This window comes from Cellulosimicrobium cellulans, from assembly GCF_016907755.1.
GTDB classification, from domain to species: Bacteria; Actinomycetota; Actinomycetes; order Actinomycetales; family Cellulomonadaceae; genus Cellulosimicrobium; species Cellulosimicrobium cellulans_D.
Genome location: NZ_JAFBCN010000001.1, coordinates 4,261,177 through 4,286,541, shown reverse-complemented (window position 1 = coordinate 4,286,541; position 25,365 = coordinate 4,261,177). Strand labels below are relative to the sequence as shown.

26 protein-coding genes are annotated in these 25,365 nt (G+C 73.6%); 19 read left to right on the top strand and 7 right to left on the bottom strand.

Annotated features, from left to right (window positions below):
- Window positions 1-13: 13 nt before the first annotated feature.
- From lysS to mshA, 5 genes are all read left to right on the top strand, one after another.
- A complete protein-coding gene (gene lysS / locus JOE63_RS18505; RefSeq protein ID WP_087472526.1) occupies window positions 14-1,477 on the top strand; it encodes a lysine--tRNA ligase in 1,464 nt (487 codons plus the stop codon).
- A 26-nt stretch (window positions 1,478-1,503) separates the two neighbouring features.
- A complete protein-coding gene (locus tag JOE63_RS18500; RefSeq protein WP_087469852.1) occupies window positions 1,504-1,683 on the top strand; it encodes a hypothetical protein in 180 nt (59 codons plus the stop codon).
- Window positions 1,684-1,866: 183 nt separating this feature from the next.
- Window positions 1,867-2,202, top strand: coding sequence for a histone-like nucleoid-structuring protein Lsr2 (locus JOE63_RS18495; RefSeq protein ID WP_087469851.1), 336 nt, complete (start codon window positions 1,867-1,869; stop codon window positions 2,200-2,202).
- 157 nt (window positions 2,203-2,359) lie between these two features.
- Window positions 2,360-3,553: a lactonase family protein gene (locus JOE63_RS18490; RefSeq protein WP_204542948.1), complete on the top strand. Its 1,194-nt coding sequence runs from the start codon at window positions 2,360-2,362 to the stop codon at window positions 3,551-3,553.
- A 69-nt stretch (window positions 3,554-3,622) separates the two neighbouring features.
- Window positions 3,623-4,882, top strand: a complete 1,260-nt coding sequence (mshA, locus tag JOE63_RS18485) for a D-inositol-3-phosphate glycosyltransferase (RefSeq protein ID WP_087472525.1) — start codon at window positions 3,623-3,625, stop codon at window positions 4,880-4,882.
- Between the two features lie 25 nt (window positions 4,883-4,907).
- On the opposite strand, the gene JOE63_RS18480 is transcribed toward mshA, so the two are convergent.
- Entirely contained in the window at window positions 4,908-5,354 is a 447-nt protein-coding gene (locus JOE63_RS18480) for a nitroreductase family deazaflavin-dependent oxidoreductase (protein WP_087469850.1), read from the bottom strand.
- Between the two features lie 123 nt (window positions 5,355-5,477).
- On the opposite strand from JOE63_RS18480, the gene JOE63_RS18475 reads away from it, so the two are divergent.
- Complete coding sequence (locus JOE63_RS18475; protein WP_087469849.1) at window positions 5,478-6,215, top strand: phosphoglyceromutase; 738 nt, start codon at window positions 5,478-5,480, stop codon at window positions 6,213-6,215.
- A gap of 182 nt (window positions 6,216-6,397) precedes the next feature.
- On the opposite strand, the gene phoU is transcribed toward JOE63_RS18475, so the two are convergent.
- Window positions 6,398-7,081: a phosphate signaling complex protein PhoU gene (phoU, locus tag JOE63_RS18470; RefSeq protein ID WP_087469848.1), complete on the bottom strand. Its 684-nt coding sequence runs from the start codon at window positions 7,079-7,081 to the stop codon at window positions 6,398-6,400.
- Window positions 7,082-7,299: 218 nt separating this feature from the next.
- Between phoU and JOE63_RS18465 the strand changes: the two genes are divergently transcribed.
- The 6 genes from JOE63_RS18465 (at window position 7,300) to pstB (ending at window position 13,595) form a co-directional block, all read left to right on the top strand.
- The gene (locus JOE63_RS18465; protein WP_244286257.1) at window positions 7,300-8,601 is read left to right on the top strand and encodes a sensor histidine kinase; all 1,302 of its coding nucleotides are present in this window, start codon (window positions 7,300-7,302) and stop codon (window positions 8,599-8,601) included.
- A complete protein-coding gene (locus JOE63_RS18460; RefSeq protein WP_087469847.1) occupies window positions 8,598-9,302 on the top strand; it encodes a response regulator transcription factor in 705 nt (234 codons plus the stop codon). The genes JOE63_RS18465 and JOE63_RS18460 overlap by 4 nt, the downstream gene beginning before the upstream one ends.
- 248 nt (window positions 9,303-9,550) lie before the next feature.
- Window positions 9,551-10,690, top strand: coding sequence for a phosphate ABC transporter substrate-binding protein PstS (pstS, locus tag JOE63_RS18455; protein WP_244286256.1), 1,140 nt, complete (start codon window positions 9,551-9,553; stop codon window positions 10,688-10,690).
- Between the two features lie 113 nt (window positions 10,691-10,803).
- The gene (gene pstC / locus JOE63_RS18450) at window positions 10,804-11,817 is read left to right on the top strand and encodes a phosphate ABC transporter permease subunit PstC (RefSeq protein ID WP_204542947.1); all 1,014 of its coding nucleotides are present in this window, start codon (window positions 10,804-10,806) and stop codon (window positions 11,815-11,817) included.
- Window positions 11,817-12,800, top strand: a complete 984-nt coding sequence (gene pstA / locus JOE63_RS18445; RefSeq protein WP_204542946.1) for a phosphate ABC transporter permease PstA — start codon at window positions 11,817-11,819, stop codon at window positions 12,798-12,800. The genes pstC and pstA overlap by 1 nt, the downstream gene beginning before the upstream one ends.
- 15 nt (window positions 12,801-12,815) lie before the next feature.
- Entirely contained in the window at window positions 12,816-13,595 is a 780-nt protein-coding gene (pstB, locus tag JOE63_RS18440) for a phosphate ABC transporter ATP-binding protein PstB (protein ID WP_087469843.1), read from the top strand.
- A gap of 91 nt (window positions 13,596-13,686) precedes the next feature.
- On the opposite strand, the gene JOE63_RS18435 is transcribed toward pstB, so the two are convergent.
- Both JOE63_RS18435 and JOE63_RS18430 read right to left on the bottom strand, forming a co-directional pair.
- Entirely contained in the window at window positions 13,687-14,214 is a 528-nt protein-coding gene (locus JOE63_RS18435; protein WP_204542945.1) for a septum formation family protein, read from the bottom strand.
- Between the two features lie 112 nt (window positions 14,215-14,326).
- A complete protein-coding gene (locus tag JOE63_RS18430) occupies window positions 14,327-14,833 on the bottom strand; it encodes a hypothetical protein (RefSeq protein WP_157759471.1) in 507 nt (168 codons plus the stop codon).
- Window positions 14,834-15,146: 313 nt separating this feature from the next.
- Between JOE63_RS18430 and JOE63_RS18425 the strand changes: the two genes are divergently transcribed.
- The 3 genes from JOE63_RS18425 to ispF all read left to right on the top strand — a co-directional run bounded on the left by JOE63_RS18425 (window position 15,147) and on the right by ispF (window position 17,013).
- The gene (locus JOE63_RS18425) at window positions 15,147-15,629 is read left to right on the top strand and encodes a CarD family transcriptional regulator (protein WP_024841917.1); all 483 of its coding nucleotides are present in this window, start codon (window positions 15,147-15,149) and stop codon (window positions 15,627-15,629) included.
- A 95-nt stretch (window positions 15,630-15,724) separates the two neighbouring features.
- Window positions 15,725-16,471 carry a 2-C-methyl-D-erythritol 4-phosphate cytidylyltransferase gene (gene ispD / locus JOE63_RS18420; protein WP_204542944.1) on the top strand — a complete coding sequence of 249 codons (747 nt, stop codon included), beginning with the start codon at window positions 15,725-15,727 and terminating at the stop codon, window positions 16,469-16,471.
- A complete protein-coding gene (gene ispF / locus JOE63_RS18415; protein ID WP_087469840.1) occupies window positions 16,468-17,013 on the top strand; it encodes a 2-C-methyl-D-erythritol 2,4-cyclodiphosphate synthase in 546 nt (181 codons plus the stop codon). The genes ispD and ispF overlap by 4 nt, the downstream gene beginning before the upstream one ends.
- Window positions 17,014-17,015: 2 nt before the next feature.
- Here ispF and JOE63_RS18410 read toward each other — a convergent pair whose 3' ends face one another.
- Window positions 17,016-17,594 (bottom strand): LpqN/LpqT family lipoprotein, encoded by a 579-nt coding sequence (locus JOE63_RS18410; RefSeq protein ID WP_204542943.1) that lies wholly within the window; start codon window positions 17,592-17,594, stop codon window positions 17,016-17,018.
- Window positions 17,595-17,752: 158 nt separating this feature from the next.
- On the opposite strand from JOE63_RS18410, the gene JOE63_RS18405 reads away from it, so the two are divergent.
- A complete protein-coding gene (locus tag JOE63_RS18405) occupies window positions 17,753-18,391 on the top strand; it encodes a TetR/AcrR family transcriptional regulator (RefSeq protein ID WP_087469838.1) in 639 nt (212 codons plus the stop codon).
- A 39-nt stretch (window positions 18,392-18,430) separates the two neighbouring features.
- On the opposite strand, the gene JOE63_RS18400 is transcribed toward JOE63_RS18405, so the two are convergent.
- Window positions 18,431-19,852, bottom strand: coding sequence for a D-arabinono-1,4-lactone oxidase (locus tag JOE63_RS18400; protein WP_204542941.1), 1,422 nt, complete (start codon window positions 19,850-19,852; stop codon window positions 18,431-18,433).
- A gap of 44 nt (window positions 19,853-19,896) precedes the next feature.
- Here JOE63_RS18400 and JOE63_RS18395 point away from each other — a divergent pair, with 44 nt between their 5' ends.
- The 3 genes from JOE63_RS18395 (at window position 19,897) to rlmB (ending at window position 23,939) form a co-directional block, all read left to right on the top strand.
- Window positions 19,897-21,180, top strand: a complete 1,284-nt coding sequence (locus tag JOE63_RS18395) for an alanine racemase (RefSeq protein WP_204542940.1) — start codon at window positions 19,897-19,899, stop codon at window positions 21,178-21,180.
- A 90-nt stretch (window positions 21,181-21,270) separates the two neighbouring features.
- Window positions 21,271-22,701 (top strand): cysteine--tRNA ligase, encoded by a 1,431-nt coding sequence (cysS, locus tag JOE63_RS18390; protein ID WP_087469835.1) that lies wholly within the window; start codon window positions 21,271-21,273, stop codon window positions 22,699-22,701.
- 224 nt (window positions 22,702-22,925) lie between these two features.
- The gene (rlmB, locus tag JOE63_RS18385; RefSeq protein WP_087472522.1) at window positions 22,926-23,939 is read left to right on the top strand and encodes a 23S rRNA (guanosine(2251)-2'-O)-methyltransferase RlmB; all 1,014 of its coding nucleotides are present in this window, start codon (window positions 22,926-22,928) and stop codon (window positions 23,937-23,939) included.
- A gap of 66 nt (window positions 23,940-24,005) precedes the next feature.
- Here rlmB and JOE63_RS18380 read toward each other — a convergent pair whose 3' ends face one another.
- Window positions 24,006-25,265, bottom strand: coding sequence for a DUF4032 domain-containing protein (locus tag JOE63_RS18380; RefSeq protein ID WP_087469834.1), 1,260 nt, complete (start codon window positions 25,263-25,265; stop codon window positions 24,006-24,008).
- Window positions 25,266-25,365: the final 100 nt, after the last annotated feature.

Here is a 25,365-nt window from a genome sequence, read left to right as displayed (position 1 = left end):
CGTGCCGGAGCAGATGCAGGTCCGCCGCGAGAAGCGCGAGCGGATCCTCGCGCGCGGCGACCAGCCGTACCCCGTGTCCGTCCCGCGCACGACGACGATCGCCGACGTCCGGGCCGCGTACGCGCACCTGGAGACCGGCGAGGAGACGCAGGACGAGGTCGGCGTCGCCGGCCGCGTCGTGTTCCTGCGCAACACCGGGAAGCTGTGCTTCGCCACGCTCCAGGACGGCGAGGGCAACCGCCTGCAGGTCATGCTGAGCCAGGCCGTCGTGGGCGAGGAGTCGCTCGCGTCGTTCAAGGCGGACGTCGACCTGGGCGACCACCTCTTCGCGCACGGCCGCGTCATCAGCTCGCGCCGCGGCGAGCTGAGCGTGTTCGCCGACGCGTGGCAGATCGCCGCGAAGGCGCTGCGTCCCCTCCCGGTGCTCCACAAGGAGCTCTCGGAGGAGGCGCGCGTGCGCCAGCGCTACGTGGACCTCATCGCGCGCCCGGCCGCTCGGGACACGGTGCGCCTGCGCGCCGCCGTGGTGCGCTCGATCCGCGAGAACTTCTGGGAGCGCGGCTTCGTCGAGGTCGAGACGCCGATGCTGCAGACGCGTCCGGAAGGCGCGGCGGCGCGCCAGTTCGAGACGCACATGAATGCGTTCGACATCGACCTGTTCCTGCGCATCGCGCCCGAGCTGTTCCTCAAGCGCGCGGCGGTCGGTGGCGTCGAGAAGGTGTTCGAGATCAACCGCAACTTCCGCAACGAGGGCGTGGACTCCACGCACTCGCCGGAATTCGCGATGCTCGAGGCGTACGAGGCCTACGGCGACTACGACACGATGGCGGCGCTCACCCAGAACCTGGTGCAGCGGGCCGCGCAGGACGCGCTCGGGAAGACCCTGGTCACGCTCGCCGACGGCACGGAATACGACCTCGGCGGCGAATGGACGCAGCTCAAGATGTACGACTCGCTCTCGGACGCGCTGGGCGAGGCGATCACGCCCGAGACGCCGGTCGAGACGTTGCTGGCGTACGCGGACAAGTTCGAGCTCACCTTCGACCCGAAGAACGTCAACCACGGAAAGCTCGTCGAGGGCCTGTGGGAGCACCTGGTCGGCGACCACCTCGTCGCGCCGACGTTCGTGCGCGACTTCCCCGTCGAGACCTCCCCGCTCACGCGCGACCACCGGGCCGTGCGCGGCCAGGTCGAGAAGTGGGACCTCTACGTGCGCGGCGTGGAGCTCGCGACGGCGTACTCCGAGCTGGTGGACCCGGTGGTCCAGCGCCAGCGCTTCGAGGCGCAGGCGCTGCTCGCGGCCGCCGGCGACGAGGAGGCGATGCGCATCGACGAGGACTTCCTCACCGCGATGGAGTACGCGATGCCCCCGTCGGGCGGCATGGGCCTGGGCATCGACCGCCTGCTCATGGCGCTCACCGGCCTCGGCATCCGCGAGACCATCCTCTTCCCGCTCGTGAAGCCCGCGCAGCAGTAGCGCCCCAGAGAACGAGGACCGACACCATGGACATCTGGCCCACCGTCTCGGCACTGATCCCCTCGATCGGTGTCGGCGTGCTCTTCTACTTCGCGATGCGCGCCATCGTGCGCGCGGACCGCAACGAGCGCGCCGCGCTCGCGCGACTCGACGCGGAACAGGAATCGGCGGCCGACGGGAATGCCGCGCCCGCGCGCGACTCCTGAGCCCGCTCCCGTGCCCGATACGGTGCGTCAATTGCCGGGCGGAATGATGGACTCGCGTCCAGGAATGCGTTACGGCGCGCAGATCGTCGTGCAGCGGTCAACGGCGTGGGTAATTGACGCCCTCGTCTTCTCGGTGGCATCCTGACGAGGACAATCATTCCTGTGAAGCGTGAGGAAACCACAGTGGCCCAGAAAGTCCAGGTAATTCTCGTCGACGACCTCGACGGGGGCGCGGCCGACGAGACCGTCACGTTCGCACTCGACGGCGTCTCCTACGAGATCGACCTCAGCACCAAGAATGCGCAGGAGCTGCGCGACGCCTTCGCGTCGTGGGTCGGCAACGCGCGCAAGGTCTCGTCCCGCACGAGCACGGCCCGCCCCGCGCGCCGCAGCAGCCGGGCCTCCGGCTCGGCCCGCGCGACCGAGGTCCGCGAGTGGGCGCGTTCCAACGGCTACACGGTCAACGACCGTGGCCGGATCTCCCAGGAGATCCAGGCCGCGTACGACGCGGCGCACTGACGCGACGTCGCACCGAGCACCGGGGCGCCCTGCCGACCAGCACCGTCGGCAGGGCGCCCTCGTCGTCGCACCGGGCGGGCGGCAGCGTCCGCGTCGTGGGCCAGCCCGGTGTCTCCCCGGGGCCGGAGGCACCCGTCCGGAGAACTAGGCTCGGGTCATGACCTCCGCGACCCGCGCCCTCTGGATCGGCACCTACCCGCACCCGGCGAACGGCGGCGCGGAGGGCGTGTGGCGCGTCGGGCTCGACGTCGACGCCGTGGCGGGGACCGGGTCGTTCGTGGGCGGCGCGCTGGTCGCCGAGACACCGTCGCCGTCGTTCCTCGCCCTCGACGGTGACACGCTCTACGCGGTGGGGGAGACAGAGGTCGGCTCGGTGTCGGCGTTCGCCGTCGGGGCCGACGGCGGCCTCGCACCCCGGGGCAGGCCCGTCGCCACCGGCGGGGCGTACCCCTGCCACGTCGTCGTGAGCGGTGACGTGCTCGTCGCGAACTACGGTGACGGCGTCCTCACGGCCGTCGCGACCGCGGCGGACGGCTCGCTCGCCGCGGTGGCGGACGACCAGCCCGGCGCCGCCGTGCGTCACCAGGGGCACGCGGGCACGGGGCCGGTCGCCGACCGCCAGGAGGGGCCGCACGCCCACTTCGTCGCCCCGCTCGCCCACCTCGGCTCCGCCGACGACGGCAGCGGCGACGTGCTCGTCGTGGACCTGGGGACCGACGAGCTGCGCCGGCACGACCCCGCTGCCGCGGACGGATCGGCCCCGCGCGTCGTCGCGACCTTCCCTCCGGGGACCGGTCCGCGCCACCTCGCCGCGCTGCCGTCCGGGCACCTCGTCGTGGTCGGCGAGCTCGACCCGGCCCTGTTCGTCCTCGCCCCGGTCGGCGGCCCCGACGGCGCGCGCACCTACGACGTGGCCGCGCGCTACGACGTCACGCACGCCGCGGCCCCCGCGGGCGGCGGGAACTACCCCTCGCACGTGGCGGTCTCGGCGGACGGCACGCGCGTCCTCGCCGCGGTGCGCGGCGCCGACGTGCTCGCCGTGCACGCGGTGGAGCCGACCCCCGACGGCGGTGTCCCCGGCCTGCGCCACCTCGCCGACTCCCCGGTGGGCGGCGCCTGGCCGCGCCACTTCGCCGTCCTGGACGCTCCGGCCACCCCCGAGGAGACCCTGCACGACCTCGTCGTCGTCGCGAACCAGAACGACGACCCGTTGATCGAGCGGCCGGACGCCCCCGCGGGGGAGGAGCCGACGTCGAACCTCGCGCTCCTGCGCGTGCGCCGCTCGGACGGCGCCGCCCACGTGCTCGACGTGCTCGCGCTGCCCGCCCCGGCGTGCGTCGTGGAGGCCTGACCCGCCGTGACCGCGCTCGAGCTGCCCGAAGGCGTCTCCCCGGACCCGGCGACCCCGCTGCGGGTCGCGATGCTCTCGGTGCACACGTCGCCCCTCGACCAGCCGGGCACGGGCGACGCGGGCGGCATGAACGTGTACGTCACGGAGCTCGCGCACGCGCTCGCGCGTCGCGGCACGCAGGTCGAGATCTTCACGCGCGCCACGGCGTCGAGCCAGCCCCGCAAGGTCGAGGTGTCCGACGGCGTGACGGTGCGCCACGTCGTCGCCGGGCCCTTCGAGGGGCTCGACAAGAACGACCTGCCCGGCCAGCTCTGCGCCTTCACGGCGGGGGTGCTGCGCGCGGAGGCGCGGCACCACGAGGGCTGGTACGACGTCGTCCACACCCACTACTGGCTCTCCGGGCAGGTGGGCTGGCTCGCGGCCGACCGCTGGGACGTGCCGCTCGTGCACACCATGCACACGCTCGCGCGCGTGAAGAACGCCGCGCTCGCCCCGGGGGACGCGCCCGAGCCGCTGGGCCGGATCATCGGGGAGGAGCAGGTCGTCGCCGAGGCGGACGCGCTCGTCGCGAGCACGGACGCCGAGGCGGACGACCTCGTGCGCGACTACGCGGCCGACCCCGCGCGCGTGCACGTCGTGCCGCCGGGCGTCGACCTCGACCTGTTCTCCCCGGACCCCGGCGGCGCGTCGGCGGGCGACGGCGCCGCGCGGCGGGAGCGGCGCCGGACGCTGCGCGCCGGGCTGGGGCTGCCCACCGACGGCGGCCTCGTCCTCTTCGCGGGGCGGGTGCAGCCGCTCAAGGGTCCGGACGTGCTCGTCCGGGCGCTCGGCGTCCTCGCCGAGCGCGGGGAGCCGGTGCCGACGCTCGTCGTGCTGGGCGGCCCGAGCGGGCGCCCGACGGCGGTGCGCGAGCTCGAGGCGCTCGCCTACCAGGTCGGGGTGAGCGACCGGCTCGTCGTGCGCCCGCCGGTCCCGCGCGACGAGCTCGCGCGGTGGTACCGCGCGGCGGACGTCGTCGCCGTGCCGTCGCACAACGAGTCGTTCGGGCTCGTCGCGGCCGAGGCCGAGGCGAGCGGCACGCCCGTCGTCGCGGCCGCCGTCGGCGGGCTGCGGACGGTGGTCGAGGACCAGGTCTCCGGCGTCCTCGTGCCCGACCACGACCCGGAGACGTGGGCGCGCGTGCTCCGGGACCTGCTCGCCGACGACGCGCGCCTCGCCGCGCTCGGCGACGGCGCCCGGCGTGCGGGCGAACGGTTCGGCTGGGACACCGCCGCGCTGCGCATGCTCGACGTCTACGCGCAGGCGCGCAAGGTCCGCGCGGCGCGCTGACGCCCCGCGCGACCTCCGTCGCCGCTCAGGCGTCCGGCGCGGAGCGCTCCAGGACCAGGACGGGGATCTCGCGCGACGTCTTCTGCTGGTAGTCCGCGTACGGCGGGTAGGCGGCGACGGCGCGCTCCCACCAGAGCGCCTTCTCCTCGCCGTGGACCTCGCGCGCCACGTAGTCGTGGCGCTCGGCCTCGTCCTGGAGCTCGACCTGCGGGTGCGCGAGGACGTTGTGGTACCAGACCGGGTGCTGCGGCGCGCCGCCGAGCGACGCCACGACGGCGTACGCGCCGTCGTGCTCGACCCGCATGAGCGGCGTCTTGCGGACCTTCCCGCTGCGGCGCCCGAGGGTGGTGAGCACGACCACCGGCATCCCGTTCAGGGTCGTGCTGCGCGTCCCTCCGGACGACTCGTAGGACTCGGCCTGCTTGCGGGACCAGGCGCTCGGGCTGGGGGCGTACTCTCCGTCGATCGGCATGTCCGGGCAACGTGCGCGCCGCCCGTCGGATTCCCGGACCTTCGTCCCACGCCCGACGGCGACGGTCACCACCACGTGGGACGCGGGTGCCCGTGCGCCGGGCCGTGCGGCAGGATGGAACCCATGACCTACACCCTCGTGCTGCTCCGCCACGGCGAGAGCGAATGGAACGCCAAGAACCTGTTCACCGGCTGGGTGGACGTCGCCCTGTCGGAGAAGGGGACCGAGGAGGCGAAGCGCGGCGGTCAGCTCCTCACCGAGGCCGGCGTCCTGCCCGACGTCGTGCACACCTCGCTCCTGCGTCGGGCCATCACGACGGCGAACCTGTCGCTCGACGCCGCGGACCGTCACTGGATCCCCGTGAAGCGGTCGTGGCGCCTCAACGAGCGCCACTACGGCGCGCTGCAGGGCAAGAACAAGAAGCAGACGCTCGACGAGTTCGGCGAGGAGCAGTTCATGCTCTGGCGCCGCTCGTACGATGTCCCGCCGCCGGAGATCGAGCTCGGCTCCGAGTTCTCCCAGGACGCGGACCCGCGCTACGCCGACGCCCCCGTCGTGCGCACCGAGTGCCTCAAGGACGTGCTCGAGCGCGCGCTGCCGTACTGGGACGGCGAGGTCGTCCCGGACCTGAAGGCGGGCAAGACCGTCCTCGTCGCGGCGCACGGCAACTCGCTGCGCGCGATCGTCAAGCACCTCGACGGCATCTCCGACGAGGACATCGCCGCGCTCAACATCCCGACCGGCATCCCGCTGCTCTACGAGCTCGACGAGGACCTGAAGCCGATCACCAAGGGCGGCCGCTACCTCGACCCCGAGGCCGCCGCCGAGGCCGCCGCCGCGGTCGCCAACCAGGGCCGCTGACCGCCCACCCCGCACAGACGGCCGTGGCCCGTCCGGACATCCGGACGGGCCACGGCCGTCTCTGCGTGCGCGCGGTACAACCGCGGTCGCGCGAGGTAGAACCTCCGGTCTCGAGGTAGAACCCGCAGGCCTCTACCTCGAGACCGGAGGTTCTACCTCGCGGGCCAGGGTCCGCCCGGTCGTCAGGCGGTGGCGCGGGCGGAGCCGGCGGGGGTGCCGCGGTCGTCGGCGAAGTCGCCGGTCACGAGGTACGTCACGCGCTTGGCGATGGAGACGCCGTGGTCGCCGAAGCGCTCGTAGTAGCGGCCCACGAGGGTGACGTCGACCGTCTCCTGGGGGGTGCCGGTCCACGTGCCGTCGAGCAGCGCGGTGAAGGTGTCCTGGTGGAGCTTGTCGAGCAGGTCGTCGTCGCGCTCGATGTTCGCGGCGACGGTGAGGTCGCGCGTCGTGAGGAGCGTCGTCGTGCGGCGGGCCACACGCACGGCGGCGTCGTGCATCTGCTCGAACGTGCGGTGCAGCGACGGCTCGATCGCCCGGGCCGGGTACCGGCCGCGCGCGACCTGCGCGATGTGGCGCGCCAGGTCGCCCATGCGCTCCAGGGTGGCGCTCATGCGCAGCGCGCTCACCACGACCCGCAGGTCGGTCGCGACGGGCTGCTGCTGCGCGAGGAGGAGCACGCAGCGCTCGTCGAGCTCGCGCTCGAGGGCGTCGATCGTGTGATCGTCGCCGATGACCGACTGCGCGAGCTGCAGGTCCGCCGTGAGGAGCGCCTGTCCCGCGCGGTTGACGGCCGACTCCACCAGCCGGCTCATCTCGGCCAGGTCGTCGCCGACCTGCTTCAGCTCGGCCTCGAAGATCTCCCGCATCGCTTCCCTCTCGTCGTGACCGGTCCGTCCGGTCCGTGACGGCGTGCGCCCCGGCGCGCCGTGCGGCGCCCGGGCACGCCGTCGGCTCCTGTCACGCTCGCAGGCGCGGTCGACCGGGCGGTGAACTCCAGGGCGCCGCCAGGTGAACTCTTGGCGGCTCGCGCCCGCGGGGCACCGGATCGACCGGTCGGGCGTGCACGCGACCGTAGGCTGGACGTGTGCAAGCCGAGAGTCTCATCGAGGGCGCGACCGTGCTGGCCGCCGGCGTCGTGGGCGTCGTCGTCGGCGTGATCGCGGCCATCGCGTTCCGCGTGAGCGAGCGTCAGCAGCGTGCCGCGCGGGCGGAGCCGGCGCCCGAGCTCGACGAAGGTCTGGTCCGGGTGCTCGCCGTGCTGCGCTCCGCCGCGGTCGTGCTCGACGAGGAGGCCGAGGTCGTGCGCGCCAGCCCGCCTGCGTACGCGCTCGGCGTGGTCCGTGGCGACGCGATCGCGCACGCGGCGATCCGCGACATGATCGACGACGTGCGCCGGGATGGCGTGATCCGTGACGAGGAGCTCGAGCTCCCGCGGGGTCCGGTCGGCCGGGGCACGGTCATGCTCCAGGTCCGGGTCGCCCAGGTGGGCCCGCACCACGTGCTCGTGCTCGCGGAGGACCGGACGGAGGCGCGCCGCGTCGAGGCGATCCGGCGCGACTTCGTCGTGAACGTGTCCCACGAGCTGAAGACGCCGGTCGGGGCGCTCGCGCTGCTTGCCGAGACCGTGCAGGACGCGGCCGACGACCCGGTGGCCGTGCGGCGGTTCTCCGCGCGCATGCAGTCGGAGGCGACGCGCCTGTCCGCGCTCGTGCAGGAGATCATCGAGCTCTCGCGGCTCCAGGTCGCGGGCGCGCTCCAGGAGGTCACGGTGGTCCCGGTGCGGGGCGTGGTCGAGGAGGCGGTGGACCGCGCGCGCACGACGGCGCAGGGCAAGGGCATCACGCTCACGACCGGGGGAGAGCTCGACGCCGCCGTGTACGGGGACCACAACCTGCTCGTCACCGCGGTGCGCAACCTCCTCGACAACGCGGTCGCCTACTCGGGCGAGAACACGCGCGTCGGGGTCGGTGTCTCGCTCGCGGACGACCTGGTCGAGATCGCGGTCGTCGACCAGGGCATCGGGATCTCGGCCGACGAGCAGGCTCGCGTGTTCGAGCGGTTCTACCGGGTGGACCCCGCGCGCTCGCGCGACACCGGCGGGACGGGCCTCGGCCTGAGCATCGTCAAGCACGTCGCGGCCGACCACGGTGGCGAGGTCACCATGTGGTCCGAGCCGGGACGCGGCTCGACCTTCACGCTCCGGATCCCCGCGGCGGACGTGCCGACCGGGCAGGCGCACGCCGCGCCGTCGGGCACGACCCACGACGCGGCGGGGGACGAGGGCACGGCCGGGACGGACCCCGGCACCGTGCAGCACGACGGGCGGCGGGCCGCGCAGGCTTCCGCGCGGGACGAGGACGTACAGAACAAGGAGGTAGGCGCGTGACGCGCATCCTGGTGGTGGAGGACGAGGAGTCGTACCGCGACCCGCTGACGTACCAGCTGCGACGCGAGGGCTTCGACGTCGTCGAGGCGGCGACGGGCACCGAGGCGCTGGAGCGGTTCGACGCGGACGGGGCGGACCTGGTCCTGCTCGACCTCATGCTCCCCGGGCTCAGCGGCACCGAGGTGTGCCGCGAGCTGCGGCAGCGCGGCGACGTGCCCGTCATCATGCTCACGGCGAAGGACTCGGAGATCGACAAGGTCGTGGGCCTCGAGCTGGGCGCCGACGACTACGTGACGAAGCCCTACTCGTTCCGCGAGCTGCTCGCGCGCGTGCGCGCCGTGCTGCGCCGCAAGGGCGGCGAGAACGGGGGCGAGGTCGTCGCGGAGAGCGCGCTGGAGGTCGGTCCGGTGCGCATGGACGTCGAGCGGCACACGGTGAGCGTCGACGGCCAGGTCGTGCCGTTCCCGCTCAAGGAGTTCGAGCTCCTCGAGCTGCTCCTGCGCAACGCCGGGCGCGTGCTCACGCGCGGGCAGCTCATCGACCGGGTCTGGGGCACGGACTACGTGGGCGACACCAAGACGCTCGACGTCCACGTGAAGCGCATCCGGTCGAAGATCGAGCCCGAGCCCGCGAGCCCGCGCTACCTCCTCACGGTCCGTGGTCTCGGCTACAAGATCGCGGACGGCGTCGGCCAGGCCTGACCTCTCCGGCGCAGCGCACGAACGGCTCCGGCGCGTCCCTCACGGACGCGCCGGGGCCGTCGTCGTGCGGCACGGAGGCCCAGCCCGGCACCGGCAGACCCGGCCGGGAACGTGGCACGGAAGGTCTGTGCACTGTTCATCCCTCGTTCACCCGCTCTCGGGGAACGCGTCACCCGACGCTCTTAGCGTCGGGATCGTCACCGGCGCTCGCTGGTGCCACGAGACGCTTGAACAGGATGGAACGAAGAGTGAAGCTCAGCCGATTCTCCCGTGCTGGATCCGCCGTCGCGATCGGTGCGCTCGCGCTGACCCTCGCCGCCTGCGGGTCCGACGACCCCGTCGGCAGCGCCGACGGCGCCACCGACGGTTCCTCCGAGGGCTCGTCCGAGACCGCGAGCGACCTCAGCGGTGAGCTCAACGGTGCGGGCGCCAGCTCGCAGGAGTCCGCCATGGAGGCGTGGCGCGCCGGGTTCCAGAGCGCGAACCCCGACGTCACCGTGAACTACGACCCGGTCGGGTCCGGCGGTGGCCGCACCCAGTTCCTCGAGGGCGGCGTCGCGTTCGCCGGCTCCGACGCGGTGCTCAAGGAGGAGGAGATCACGCAGTCGCAGGCCGTGTGCGGCCCCGACGGCGCGATCGACCTCCCGGTCTACGTCAGCCCGATCGCCATCATCTACAACCTGCCGGACGTCGCGGAGCTCAACCTCGCGCCGGCCACGATCGCGGGCATCTTCAACGGCACCATCACGCAGTGGAACGCCCCGGAGATCGCCGCCGACAACCCCGACGCGACGCTCCCGGACGTCGCGATCACGCCGGTCCACCGCTCCGACGAGTCGGGCACGACCGAGAACTTCACCGAGTACCTCGCCGCGACGGCGGGCGACGCGTGGGGCCACGAGCCGAGCGGCGACTGGCCGACGCAGGGCGGGGAGTCCGCGCAGGGCACCTCCGGCGTCGTGCAGACGGTCCAGGGCGGCGAGGGCACGATCGGCTACGCCGACGCCTCGAAGGCCGGCGACCTCGGCACCGCGAAGATCAAGGTCGGCGAGGAGTGGGTCGCGTACTCGCCCGAGGCCGCGGCCAAGGTCGTCGACGCGTCGCCGCGCGTCGAGGGCCGCCACGACCACGACATCGCGGTCGAGCTCGACCGCACGACGACCGAGGCCGGCGCCTACCCGCTGGTGCTCGTCTCCTACGCGGTCGCGTGCCTGAACTACGAGGACGAGGCGACGGGCGACCTCGTCAAGGCGTTCCTCACGTACATCTCGAGCGAGGAGGGCCAGTCGGCCTCCGCGTCGGCCGCGGGCAACGCGCCGATCTCGGAGGACCTGCGCACGGACGTCCACGCGGCGATCGAGGCCATCACGGTCGGCGCCGCCGGCTGACGACCGCCGGGTTCCAGGGGGCGGCGGGGCCTACGAGCCCCGCCGCCCCTGACCCGCGAGATCGCCCGCGACCCAGACCTCACGCAGCAGGACCGCATGCACCGGGAGCACGAGTGACCACCACAGCCCCACCCACGACGCCGGGCCCCGCGCCGAGCCCGACGCCTCGCGCGGGCGCCCCGCGCCGCCGGGCCCGGAACACCGACCGCGGCGTCAACCGCGCGTTCCGCTGGACCGCGACGGGCGCCGGAGGTCTCATCCTCGCCGTCCTCGCCGCGGTCGCGATCTTCCTCGTGCTGCGCGCGTGGCCTGCGCTCACCGCGGGCGGGGACGTCCTCGGCGAGGAGGTGTCCTGGTTCCCGGAGGGTGCGTCGCTCCTGTCCTTCGTGGGTCCGCTGATCTTCGGCACGCTGCTCGCGGCGGCGCTCTCGCTCCTCCTCGCGATGCCGGTCGCGATGGGCATCGCGCTCTTCATCTCGCACTACGCGCCGCGCCGGCTCGCGTCGACCCTGGGGTACGTCGTCGACCTCCTCGCGGCGATCCCCAGCGTCGTGTACGGACTGTGGGGCTCGCTCGTGCTCCCGCCGATCGTGGTGCCGGTGTGGTCGTGGCTCGCCGACACGCTGGGGTGGTTCCCGCTCTTCGCCGGTCCGGCGTCGCCGACCGGCCGCGTCCTGCTCACCGTCGCGCTCGTGCTCGCCGTGATGATCCTGCCGATCATCACCGCCGTGAGCCGCGAGGTGTTCCTCCAGACGCCGAAGCTCCACGAGGAGGCGGCGCTCGCGCTCGGCGCGACGCGCTGGGAGATGATCCGCACGGCCGTGATCCCGTTCGGCCGGTCGGGCGTCATCTCGGCCGCGATGCTCGGCCTCGGCCGCGCTCTCGGCGAGACGATGGCCGTGCTGATGATCCTCTCGCCGGGGCTCCTCTACTCGTTCAAGATCCTGCAGGCCGGCCAGCAGCAGACCATCGCCGCGAACATCGCGGCCGACTTCCCCGAAGCCAACCCGCTCGGGGTGAGCACCCTCATCGCGACGGGTCTCGCGCTGTTCGTCATCACCCTGCTCGTCAACATGGGCGCCCGCGCGATCGTCGCGCGGCGCAAGGACTTCTCGGGAGCCAACTGATGAGCGCCCTCAGCACCAGCCCCGCGCGCGGGGCCTCCGCCCCCGACCCGGAGCGCACCGCGTCGGTGCGCGCGCTCCTGCGCGGCGCGGACGCCGGCCGCCGCCGCAAGGACCGCACGATGACGGTCCTCATGTGGGGCGCGTTCGCCCTCGCGATGGTGCCGCTCGTGTCCGTCGCGTGGACCGTCGTCGTGCACGGCATGGAGCGGTTCAACGTCTACTTCCTGACCCACTCGATGCGCGGCGTGTTCGGCGGCATGGACGCGGGCGGCATCTACCACGCGATCCTCGGCACGCTGCTCATCACGCTCGGCGCTGCGGTGATCTCGGTCCCGATCGGCCTGCTCGCCGCGATCTACCTCGTCGAGTACGGCCGCGGGCCGCTGGCCCGCGCGGTGACGTTCTTCGTCGACGTCATGACGGGCATCCCGTCGATCGTCGCCGGCCTCTTCGCCTACGCGCTCTTCGCCGTGATCTTCGGTCCTGGGGTGCGCATGGGCATCGTCGGTTCCGTCGCGCTGTCCGTCCTCATGATCCCCGTGGTCGTGCGCTCGTGCGAGGAGATGCTCCGGCTCGTCCCCAACGAGCTGCGCGAGGCGGCCTACGCGCTCGGCGTGCCCAAGTGGCTCACCGTCGTCCGCGTCGTGCTGCGGACGTCGATCGCCGGCATCACGACGGGCGTCATGCTCGCCGTCGCGCGCGTCATCGGCGAGACCGCGCCGCTCCTCATCACCGTGGGCGTCGTCGACTCCATCAACGGCAACCTCTTCGAGGGCCGCATGATGACCCTGCCGGTGTACGTGTACCGGCAGTACAGCCAGGGCCTGGTGCCCTGCAGCAACGTCACCGACGTCGTGTGCATCCCCGACATCAACTACGACCGGGCCTGGGCGGCCGCCCTGACGCTGATCCTCATCGTCATGCTGCTCAACCTCGTCGGGCGACTCGTCACCCGCTGGTTCGCCCCCAAGACCCTCCGCTAGAACAGGACAGCTCCGATGGCACAGCGCATCGACGTCAAGGACCTCAACATCTACTACGGCGACTTCCTCGCCGTGCAGGACGTCGGCATGACGATCGACCCCAAGTCCGTGACGGCCTTCATCGGCCCGTCCGGCTGCGGCAAGTCGACGTTCCTGCGGACCCTCAACCGCATGCACGAGGTCATCCCCGGCGCGCGCGTCGAGGGCACGGTCGCGATGGAGGGCGTCGACCTGTACGGGGACGACGTCGACCCGGTCGCCGTCCGCCGCCAGGTCGGCATGGTCTTCCAGCGGCCCAACCCGTTCCCGACGATGTCCATCAAGGAGAACGTCCTCGCCGGGGTGAAGCTCAACAACAAGCGGATCTCGAAGTCCGCGGCGGAGGAGCTCGTCGAGACCTCGCTGCGCGGCGCGAACCTGTGGAACGAGGTGAAGGACCGCCTCGACCGTCCCGGCTCGGGCCTCTCCGGCGGCCAGCAGCAGCGCCTGTGCATCGCGCGCGCCATCGCGGTCAAGCCGCAGGTGCTCCTCATGGACGAGCCCTGCTCGGCGCTCGACCCGATCTCCACGCTCGCGATCGAGGACCTCATCGCGGAGCTCAAGGACGAGTACACGATCGTCATCGTCACGCACAACATGCAGCAGGCGGCACGTGTGAGCGACCGCACGGCGTTCTTCAACATCGCGGGCACCGGCAAGCCGGGGCGCCTCATCGAGATGGACGACACCGCGACGATGTTCTCCTCGCCCACCCAGCAGGCGACAGAGGACTACATCTCCGGCCGCTTCGGGTGACCTGATCCCCACAGGCCGGGCCGACCCGGCCGGACGACGACGGCGCCCCTCCCGGACCGGGAGGGGCGCCGTCGTGCGCGGGGCGGGAGGGTCAGGACGCCGAGCCCTGGAGCGTGCCCGTGACGTCGGTCCCGTCGGTGTCGAGGACGCACTGGACCACGCGGTCGTCCATCGTGTTCCAGCCGTCCTCGCGCGGGGTGAAGGGCCAGAAGTAGTAGGCGGACTCGTCGTAGGACAGCCCGACGAAGCTCTCGAACTCGCCGAGGCAGAAGTCCTCGGCGCTCGCCTGGAGGGCCTCGTCGCCGGGGTAGTCGCCCTCGGGCAGCTCGGTCTCGGCGTACACCTCGGCGTCGTGCGGCTCGGAGCACGGGACGACGGGCACGGACTCGACGTTCTCGCCGTCGGGCAGCTTCGAGGTGACGATGCAGTCGCCGACCTGGATCGAGAAGACGTCGGCGTCCGACGCCTCGGTCACCTCGCCGCCGGGCTCGTCGCGCTGGGCCTCGGACGGCCCTGTGATCTCGTCGAGGATCGCGCCGCAGCCCGACGCGGTCAGGGCGAGGGCGACGGCGCTCACGACGAGGAGGAGCGGCCGACGGGTGGTACGGGACAGGGTCACCTGGGGTTCCTTCGTGGACGTGCCCCGACCACGACGGCCAGGGCGGGCACGCGAAGGCTAGCGGTCGCCGGTGACACGGCCCGAGCCCATTTCCGGCCCGGGCCGTCGCACGTCACGGCAGCAGGTGGGCGTACTCCTCGAGGGTGCCGTCGAGGACGGGCAGGGACATGGTCTGCTCCTCGCCCGTGGTCACGCTGACCGTCACGGGAAGCACGCCGCCCGGTGCCGCGTCGACGCGGCCGATCTGCGCGTCGAACCCGTCCTCGGTGCCGAGGTAGACGGTCTCGCCGGCGGCGACGGGGATGGTCACCGGGTCGCCGCCCTCGGGCGTGACGTCGAACTCCACGTCCTCGGTCGTGTCGTTCGCGAACGCCCCGACGAGCGCGCCGGCGTCGCCCTCGGCCGCGCTCACGACGAGGAGGTTGAGGCCGCGCAGGTCGTCGGTGAGGTTGACACGCAGGCCGTCCGACGGCGAGTAGGGGCGGTTCGTCTCGATGGGGGAGCAGGCGGAGGCGACGGCCACGCTCGCGACCACGAGGGGGACGGCCCAGTAGCGCGCGCGGCCGGTCGCTCGGGACGCCGCACGGGTCGCTGCTCGGGGGGTCGGGATGCGGGTCACGTGCACTCCAGGGCTGCGAGAGGGGGGACGGGATTCCGCGCCCAGCCTAGTGCGTCGGGCGGGGCGGGGCGGCCGGAACCGGCGCCGCGGGACGGGGGCGTGAGCCGCGTCACGCGGCGTCCTGCGGGCGTCAGGGGCGCTCGGCGACGGCCACCGGGGCCCTGTGGCCCTCCCGCCAGAGTTCGTGAGGCGCGCTGACACGGCTCTGACCTGCGAAGATGCCGTCAGATGCGGGTTGTCAAGGGGCGCAGGGGCTCGGATTTCCGCCCTTCCGCGTGGTAAGGTGGACCACCGCGAAAGGGGACATCTGCAGATGACGTTCACAGTAGGCGAGACCGTTGTCTACCCGCACCACGGAGCCGCACTGATCGAGGAGATCAAGACGCGCACCATCCGCGGAGAGGACAAGATCTACCTCAAGCTCAAGGTCGCGCAGGGCGATCTGACCATCGAAGTCCCAGCCGAGAACGTCGACCTCGTCGGCGTGCGTGACGTCGTCGGCCAGGAGGGTCTCGACCGCGTTTTCGAGGTGCTGCGTGCACCCTACACCGAGGAGCCGACCAACTGGTCGCGTCGGTACAAGGCGAACCTCGAGAAGCTGGCGTCGGGCGACGTGATCAAGGTCGCGGAGGTCGTGCGCGACCTGTCGCGCCGGGACGCCGACCGTGGCCTCTCCGCCGGCGAGAAGCGCATGCTCTCGAAGGCGCGCCAGATCCTCGTCTCGGAGCTCGCGCTGGCCGAGCACACCGAGGAGGAGAAGGCCGAGGCCATCCTCGACGAGGTGCTGGCCTCCTGACGTCCCGGGCCTCGGCCCGAGCGACAGACCTCCGGGGAGGGCGCCGTCCGTGCGGACGGCGCCCTCCCCGTCGTCGTGCCCGGTAGCGTGTGCCCGTGCCGACTCTTGCCGTCCTCACCGCCGCGGGCTCCGGGTCCCGTCTCGGGCTCGACCTGCCCAAGGCGCTCGTCGAGCTCGACGGCCTGCCGCTGGTCGTGCAGGCAGCACGACGTCTGTGCGCGTCCGGCGCGGTCGACGCGATCGTCGTCACGGCGCCGCCCGGCCTGCGGGAGCACGTCGCGGCGCTGCTCCGGGACGATCCTGCTGTGGACCGTCCCGTGCGCGTCGTCGAGGGCGCAGGGACGCGTCAGGCGTCCGTGGCGGCCGGGCTGCGCGCCGGGCTGGTCGAGGGGCGCGACGGAGAGCCGGTCGACGTCGTGCTCGTACACGACGCGGCGCGACCGCTCGCCCCACCCGCGCTGGTCCGCCGCGTCGTCGACGCGGTGCGAGCGGGTCACGGCGCCGTCGTGCCGGGCCTGCCCGTCACGGACACGATCAAGCGCGTGACGCCCGCGCGCGCGGGCGACCCGTCCCGCGCCGAGCCCGTGGCCGAGACGGTGGACCGGGCGGCCCTGCGCGCGGTGCAGACCCCGCAGGGGTTCGACCGGTCGCTCCTCGTCCGGGCGCACCAGGCGGCGGCCCATCGCGCCGACGACGAGGCGTCCGCCGCGACCGACGACGCCGGGCTCGTCGAGGCCCTGGGCCTTCCCGTGCACGTCGTGCCGGGGGACGCCGCGGCGGCCAAGATCACCACCGCACACGACCTGCGCGTCGCGGCGCTGACCCTCCGGGAGGACAGATGACGACCCCCGCCGAGCACGCCGAGGGCACGCCGCGGCGACCCCTCGTGCACCCGCTCCCGCGCACCGGCGTCGGCGTCGACGTGCACGCGTTCGCCCCCGAGGGCGAGGAGCGGGAGCTGTGGCTCGGCGGGCTGCTCTGGCCGGGTGAGCGCGGCCTCGCCGGGCACTCCGACGCGGACGTCGCCGCGCACGCCGCCGCGGACGCGCTGTTCTCGGCGACCGGGCTCGGTGACCTGGGGTCGAACTTCGGCACGAGCGCGCCCGAGTGGGCGGGGGCGAGCGGGTCGCGCCTGCTCGCCGAGGCGGCGCGCCGGGTGCGGGCCGCCGGGTTCGAGATCGGGAACGTGGCCGTCCAGGTCATCGGCAACCGCCCGCGTCTCGGGCCCCGCCGCGCCGAGGCGGAGGCGGCCCTCGGGGCCGCCGCGGGGGCCCCGGTGACGCTCACGGCCACGACGACCGACGGTCTCGGCCTCACGGGCCGCGGGGAGGGCGTCGCGGCCGTCGCGACGGCGCTCGTCGTCGCCGTCGGGACGCCCGCGTGACCTCAGCCCGCCGGGGCGACCTGCACGCTCTCGAGGACGGCGCGCGCCTGCGCGGCGCCGTCGGCGTCACCGTCGGCGTACGAGGCCGTGAGGTCGACGACCCAGGCGTCCGGCCCGTCGCCGGTCCGGACCGCCAGGATCTCCTGCGCGACGACCGCCCCGGCCGTCTCGTACGTGCCCGCGACCCGGAAGGCGGGGAGCTCGCCGAGGGTGGTCGGGCCCTGGCCGTCGACGTCCAGGAGCCAGCCGGGGATCGCGCTGACGGACACCGTGGTCGCGGCGCCGGCCTGCTCGAGGGTCGACGCGGACTGCTTTCCCGTCACGACGACGTTCGCCCGGAAGTCCTCCGCGCCCGACCCGCTCGGCGCGCGCAGCACGAACGCCCCGTCGCGGGTGACACGCTCCCAGCCCCGGGGCGCGGTGACGCGGACGGGGACGTCGGGGACGTCGTACGTGACCGGCTCGTCGCCGCCTCCGGTACCCGCGGGGCCGGCGCAGCCCGCGAGGGCGAGCATCCCGGTCGCGAGGGCCACGACGGGCGCAGCGGTCCGGAGGGTGCGGGGGTGGCGGGGTCGGGGCACTGTCGTCCTTCGTCGGGAGCGGGGGGTGCGAGGGGCTCGGCTCGCCATTCTCGCCTCCGGACGTCCCGGGTGCCAGGCCCACGAGCAGACACTACGATCGCTGAGAGCGCATCGATGTGTTTGACTTTCCCAAGAACGACACATGGGATGAATCGCACATGAACCGAATGTCCGTCGAAGAACGCCGGGCCCAGCTCGTCGACGCGGCGATGACCATCGCCGTCCGCGAGGGCGTCGAGGCCGTCACGATCCGTGGCGTCGCGGCCGAGGCCGGCGTCTCGCTCGGCGTCGTGCACTACTGCTTCGAGGACAAGGACGAGCTCCTCCAGGCGATGGGCAACAGCCTCGCCCTCGTCGCGTCCGAGCCCGTGCGCGCCGCCCTCGACGTCGACGGCGACGTCGTGGAGCTCGCGCACGCCGCGGCCGACGGTCTCTGGAGCGGGCTGACGCCGCGCCGCCACATGCGCCTCCTCACGTTCGAGTTCGCGACGGCGGGCGTGCGCAGCCGCGCGCTGCGGTCCGTCGCGCACACGCACCTGGAGCAGACGTGGGCGATGACCCGCGGCTTCCTCGAGAACGTCGCCGAGCGCGGGAACGTCACCTACTCGATGGACATGGGCTTCCTCTCGCGCATCGTCGCGGGGTACATCGACGGCATCGAGATCGCGTGGCTCGTCGAGCAGGACGACGAGACCGCGGTCCGCAGCTTCCACGCGCTCGCCGAGTACGTGCTGTCGCTCATGGTCCGACCCGACGGCTCGCCGGTGCGCGAGCACGGACCGGAGCCCGTCTCCTGACCCACGGGCCCACGGGCCCGCAGGCCGGACGGGGCGCGGTCAGTCGCGCTCGGCCGCTCCCGGCGCGCGCCCGAGCACCTGGTCCGTGTACGCGTTCGCGAACACCCCGTCGGGGTCCGCCGCGTCGCGGACCGCGACGGCGTCGTCGAACCGGGGGTAGAGCTCGCGGAACCGGTCGGCGTGGAGCCCGTGGAGCTTGCCCCAGTGGGGACGGCCGCCGACCTCGGCGACGATGCGCTCGACGGCGTCGAAGTACCGCTCGTGCGGCAGGCGCGCGTACTGGTGCACCGCGACGTACGCGGTCTCGCGCCCGTGCGCCGTGGAGAGCCAGACGTCGTCGGGCGCCGCGAACCGGACCTCGACCGGGAAGGGCACGTGCTCGCCGGACCGGTCCAGCCAGCCGTCGATGCTCGACAGGACGTCCACCAGGCGCTCGCGCGGCACGGCGTACTCCATCTCGCGGAACCGGACGCGGCGCGAGGTGACGAAGACCTGGTGCGACGGCGCGACGTAGGTCCGGGGTGCGAGCGCGCGAGCCGAGACGGCGTTGAGCCGCGGCGTGACGCGCGGCACCGCGGTCGCGAGCCGGTTGACGAGCTCGAACGCGCCGTTGGACAGCAGCTCCTCGTCGACCCACGTGCGTGCCCGCGCGACCGGCCCGGGACCGGTGGTCCGCAGCCGCTCGAGCTCCACGGCCTCGTCGTCGGGGGAGAGCCGGTTGTTGCGCTTGGTCAGCGCCCGGCGCGTGTGGGGGAACCAGTAGAACTCGAAGTGGTCGTTGCCCCCGACGAGGCCGTCGGGGTCGTCCGGCGTGCCGAGGCCCTCCAGCACGCGGTCCAGCGGCCACGGCTCCTCCTGCGCGCGCAGGAGGAACGCCGGCACGACCTCGAGCGTGACGGCGGACAGGACGCCCGTGACGCCGAGCCCCAGGCGGCTCACCTCGAAGAGGTCGGGGTCCTGCGTCGCCGTCGCCTCGCGGACCTCGCCGTCCGCCCCGACGACGCGGACCCCGCGCACCTGGGTGGCGAGCCCGCCGAGCCCGGCACCGGTCCCGTGCGTGCCCGTCGAGATCGCGCCGGCGATCGACTGCCGGTCGATGTCGCCGAGGTTGCGCATCGCCAGGCCCATGGCCGCGAGCGCCTCGTTGAGCCGGTGCAGGCGGATGCCCGCCCCGACGGTCACGAGGATCGCGTCGGCGTCGGCCTCCCCGGGTACGCCCGTGCCGCGGGCGATGCGCTCCACGAGCCCGATGCGGTCGAGGTCGAGCAGGAGCCCGTCCGTGACGACCGCGGGGGTGAACGAGTGGCCCGCTCCGACGGCGCGCACCGGCATCCTGTCGGCGGCGGCCCGGGCGACGAGCGCGCCCAGCTCCGCCTCGTCGCGCGGGGAGGCCCGACGACGCGGGGTCGCGGAGGCCGTGCGGGCCCAGTTGGTCCAGGAGAGGGCGTCGTCGCTGCTCACAGGTCGTACTGTCTCACGCTCCCCGCGTGGCGTACGTTCTCCCCATGACGACGACCGACGCGGCACCCGGGCCGGACGCGGGGACGAGGACAGGGACGGCCGACCCTGCCGGGGACGAGCGTGGCGCGACGCCGTCGTTGCTCGCCCGGCTGACGCGTGCGACCGCGGACCTCGACGGTCCGCTCGCCGTCGTCGACCTCGACCGGTTCGACGCCAACGCCGACGAGCTCCTCGCGCGTGCCGGGGGCGTCCCCGTGCGCGTCGCGTCGAAGTCGGTGCGCGTGCGCTCGCTCGTGACGCGGGCGGCCGAGCGCGGCTTCCAGGGCGTCATGGCGTTCTCGGTGCGAGAGGCGCTGTGGCTCGTCGACGCGGGCGTGCGCGACGTCCTCGTGGGCTACCCGTCCGTGGACCGCGGCGCGCTCGCCGCCCTCGCGCGGCACGAGGCCGGGCGGCGCGAGATCACGCTCATGGTCGACGACCCCGCGCACCTGGAGCTCGTGCGGCACGCGCTCGCCGAGGCGGGGACGGGCGACGCGCCGCCGGTGCGGGTGTGCCTCGACGTGGACGCCTCGCTCCGCGTCGGCCTCGGGCTCGTGACGGTCCACCTCGGCACGCGGCGCTCGCCGCTGCACGACCCTCCGGACGTCGCGTCGCTCGCCGCCCGGGTCGTCTCGACGCCCGGGCTCGCGCTGCGCGGCCTGATGTTCTACGAGGCGCAGGTCGCCGGCATGCCCGACTCGAGCCTCGCCGTCCGCGCGGTCAAGCGGCTCTCGGTGCTCGAGCTGGGCGAGCGCCGCGGCGAGGTCGTCGCCGCGGTGCGCGACGTCGTCGGGCGCGACCTCGAGCTCGTGAACTCGGGTGGCACCGGCTCGCTCGAGACGTCGTCCGCGGACGGCGTCGTCACGGAGGTCACCGCCGGCTCCGGGCTCTACGTGCCCGGGCTGTTCGACGAGTACCGCTCCTTCCGCCCGCGCCCGTCGGCGTTCTTCGGGCTCGACGTGGTGCGCGTCCCCGCGCCCGGCTGGGCGACGGCGTTCGGCGGCGGCTACGTCGCGTCGGGCCCCGCGTCGCGCAGCCGCCTGCCGCGCGTCGCGACGCCCGGGTGGTCGCTCACGGGCCGCGAGGGCGCGGGCGAGGTCCAGACGCCGCTGCACCGGAACCGGGGTGCCGTCGGTGCCCCCGACCTCGGCGTCGGCGACCGCGTCTGGTTCCGCCACGGGAAGGCCGGCGAGGCGATGGAGCGGTTCGACCGCGTGCACCTCGTGCGCGGGGACGAGGTGGTCGACGTCGTGCCTACGTACCGCGGTGAGGGCAAGAGCTTCGGCTGACCGGGCCGGTCGTGGCCGGACCGGGATCGGCCGTGAGACCTGCCCGTGCCGCTTCGGCCGTGGTGGTACGTCCCCGGTACCCTTGCGGACGTGACTCTTCGCCTGTTCGACACCGCCACGCGGGACGTGCGCGACTTCGTGCCCCTGACTCCGGGCGAGGTCGGCATCTACCTGTGTGGTGCGACCGTCCAGGCGGCCCCCCACATCGGCCACATGCGCTCGGCCGTCGCGTTCGACGTGCTCGTGCGCTGGCTGCGGCGCGGCGGCTCCCGCGTGACGCTCATCCGCAACGTCACCGACATCGACGACAAGATCCTCGTGAAGTCCGCCGACGCCGGCGAGCCGTGGTGGGCCTGGGCCGCGACGTACGAGCGCGCGTTCACCGCCGCGTACGACGCGCTCGGCGTCCTGCCGCCCACGTACGAGCCGCGCGCGACCGGGCACGTGCCGGACATGGTCGAGCTCATGGAGCGGCTCGTGGAGCGCGGGCACGCGTACACGACCGGACCCGGCGACGTGTGGTTCGACGTGCGCTCGTGGTCCGAGTACGGCTCGCTGACCAACCAGCGGCTCGAGGACCTCAACCCCGTGCCCGACGACGTCCCCGCGGACGCGGAAGAGGCCGCCGCGAAGCGGGACCCCCGTGACTTCGCGCTCTGGAAGGCGCCCAAGGACGGCGAGCCGGAGACCGCGTCGTGGCCCACGCCGTTCGGCCGTGGGCGCCCCGGCTGGCACCTGGAGTGCTCCGCGATGGCGCGCCGGTACCTGGGTGACACGTTCGACATCCACGGCGGCGGGCTCGACCTGCGCTTCCCGCACCACGAGAACGAGCAGGCGCAGTCGCGCGCCGCGGGCTACGGGTTCGCCCAGCACTGGCTCCACAGCGCGTGGGTCACGCAGGGCGGCGCCAAGATGAGCAAGTCGCTCGGCAACGGTCTGCTCGTGCGCGAGGTCCTCACGACCACGAGCCCCGCCGTGCTGCGCTACGCGCTCGGGTCCGTGCAGTACCGCTCGATGCTCGAGTGGACGCCCGCGACCGTCACCGAGGCGGAGGCCACGTGGGAGCGGCTCGCCGGGTTCGTCGAGCGTGCGACCGAGCGGGTCGGCGACGTGGGCGACGTGACCGAGGCCGAGCTCCCGACCGCGTTCACCGGGGCGATGGACGACGACCTCAACGTCCCGGCGGCGCTCGCCGTCGTGCACGAGCACCTGCGCGCGGGCAACGCGGCGCTCGCCGACCGCACGACGGCCGCGGACGCCGTCGCGCGCCACCACCTCGTCGCGGTACGGGCCATGCTCGACGTCCTCGGCCTCGACCCGGGCGACGCGCAGTGGGCTGACCGCGGGGACTCGCGCTACGCCTCGGTGCTGGACGCCGTCGTCGGCGCGGAGCTCGCGGCCCGCGCCGAGGCTCGCGCGGCGCGCGACTTCGCGACCGCCGACGCGATCCGGGACCGGCTCGCCGCGGCGGGCGTCGCGGTCGAGGACTCGGCCGACGGCGCGCGCTGGACCCTCGCCTGATCGTCTCCGTGAGGTAGCGGCCTGGTGCGAGGTGGGGGCGTGGTCGTGACCATGTCGCTACCTCGGTGGACCACGGCTCTCCCTCGGCGCGGTGTCTGAGGGACACTGGACTCGGTGGCGCACCGACGCCCGCTCGCACGAACCGACCGACCTGACCGACCGGACCGGTGTCGATCCACCTGACCGACACCGACCGACCTGACCACGACACGACGGGTACACCCATGGCTGGCAACTCACAACGACGCGGCGCGACCCGCAAGCCCGGCAGCAAGAAGGGCGCGACCGTCGGCTCCGGCGGGCAGCGGCGCAAGGGCCTCGAGGGCCGTGGGCCGACGCCGAAGGCCGAGGACCGCGTCTACCACGCGGCGCACAAGCGCAAGGTCGCGGACGAGAAGCGCGCCACGACACCGACCGGCCGCGGGGGCGCCACGCGGAGAGCGCCCGCCCAGGGCAGCGCCTCGCGCGGTGGCGGCCCGAAGGGGCGCGGCTCGGTGCAGGAGATCGTCGCGGGTCGCAACTCCGTGCTCGAGGCGCTGCGGGCGCGCATCCCCGTCGAGGTCGTCTACCTCGCGTCGCGCCTCGACGCCGACGACCGCACGCGCGAGATCGTCGACATCGTCGCGGGCCGCGGCTACGACCTCCTCGAGGTCGGCAAGCCGGAGCTCGACCGCCTCACCGACGGCGCCGTGCACCAGGGTGTCGCGATCAAGGTGCCGCCGTACGAGTACGCCGACGTCGACGACCTGCTCGACGCGGCGGAGGCGACGGGGCGTCCGCCGCTGATCGTCGCGCTCGACGGCGTGACCGACCCCCGCAACCTCGGCGCCGTGCTGCGCTCGGCGGGCGCGTTCGGGGCGCACGGCGTGCTCGTCCCCGAGCGTCGCGCCGCGGGCGTCACGGCGTCCGCGTGGAAGGTCTCGGCCGGGGCGGCCGCCCGCGTGCCCGTCGCGCGCGCGACCAACCTGGTCCGCGCCCTCGGCGAGCTGAAGAAGGCGGGCTGCTTCGTCGTCGGGCTCGACGCCGGCGGGGAGACCGCGATCGGCGACCTCCAGCTCGCGACCGAGCCGCTCGTCGTCGTCGCCGGGTCCGAGGGCAAGGGGCTGTCTCGCCTCGTGCGCGAGGCGTGCGACGTCGTCGCCTCGATCCCCATCGGCTCCGACACCGAGTCGCTCAACGCCGCCGTCGCGACGGGCATCTCGCTCTACGAGGTCGCGCGCCTGCGCCGGGAGGCCTGACGCCCTCCGACGACTCAGCGCCCCACGGGTCCCAGGACCGGTGGGGCGCTGGCAGCCGTCTCGGAGCTAGCCGTAGTACTCGGGGTCCTTCTCGCCCGGCGCGAGGCCGAGGATCGCCTTCTCGTCCGGGCGGTGGCGCAGCACGTTCTCGACGTAGGACTGCGTCGCCTCCGCCATCGGGACGTCGCGGCGGGCGCGCTCGGAGATGAACCAGCGGTGGTCGAGGATCTCGTGGAAGAGCTGCGCCGGCTCGAGCTTGCGGCGCAGGTTGCGCGGGACGGCCTGGATCGTCGGCTCGAACACGCCGCTCAGCCAGTCGTGGGCGACGAACTCCTCGTCGTCGTTCTGGCGCTCGGCCGCCGCGCGGAACGCGTCGAGGTCGTTGAGCAGGCGGCGCGCCTGGTTCTCCTGGACGTCGAGGCCCGTGAGGCGCAGCAGGCGCCGCGAGTGGTGCCCCGCGTCGACGACCTTGGGCTGGATCTGGACGGTCGTGCCGTCGATGTCCGTCGTGATCGCGAGCTCGTCGACGTCGAAGCCGAGGTTGTTGAGGTGCTCGATGCGGGCCGCGACGCGCCACCGCTCGTTCGCGTCGAACGACTCGGACGTCGTCAGGGCGGCCCACAGCTCCTCGTAGCGCGCGACGAGCGCGTCCCCGATCGCGACCTCGTCCACGTCCTCGTCGAGCAGCTCGCCCGCGGTGAGGTCCATGAGCTCGCCGATGATGTTGGTGCGTGCGAGGTCGACGTCGTACGAGCGCTGGCCGGGGGAGAGCTCGCGGTGCAGGTCGCCCGTCTCCGCGTCCACGAGGAACGCCGCGAAGGTCTCGGCGTCGCGCCGGAACAGCGTGTTCGAGAGCGACACGTCGCCCCAGTAGAAGCCGACGAGGTGCAGGCGCACGAGCAGCACGGCGAGCGCGTCGATGAGGCGCGTCGCCGTGTCCGGGCGCAGCGACTGGCTGAACAGCGCACGGTACGGGAGCGAGAACTGCAGGTGCTCCGTGATGAGCACGGCCTCCAGCCGCTCGCCGTTCGCGTCCTGGCGCCCGGTGATGACACCCACCGGGACGACGCTCGGCACCTCGAGCCGGCGGAGCTGGCGCAGCAGCTCGTACTCGCGGTACGCGACCGTCTCGCCGATCTCCTTGATGGCGATGACGCGCCCCGAGAGGCGGACGAACCGCACGATGTGCCGGGAGATGCCGCGCGGCAGCGCCGCGAGGGTCTCGGCCGGCCATTCCTCGAGCGGGATGTCCCAGGGCAGGTCGAGGAGGGCCGGGTCGGGGGCCGACGCGGTGATCTGCAGGTTGTGCACCGTCACGGGGTCCATTGTCCACGGTCCGCGTCCCGCGCCCGACGGGGGGGTACGTCCTCGCACCTCGGAGACGACGACGGCGCCCGCCGGCCTCGGGTCGAGGTCGGCGGGCGCC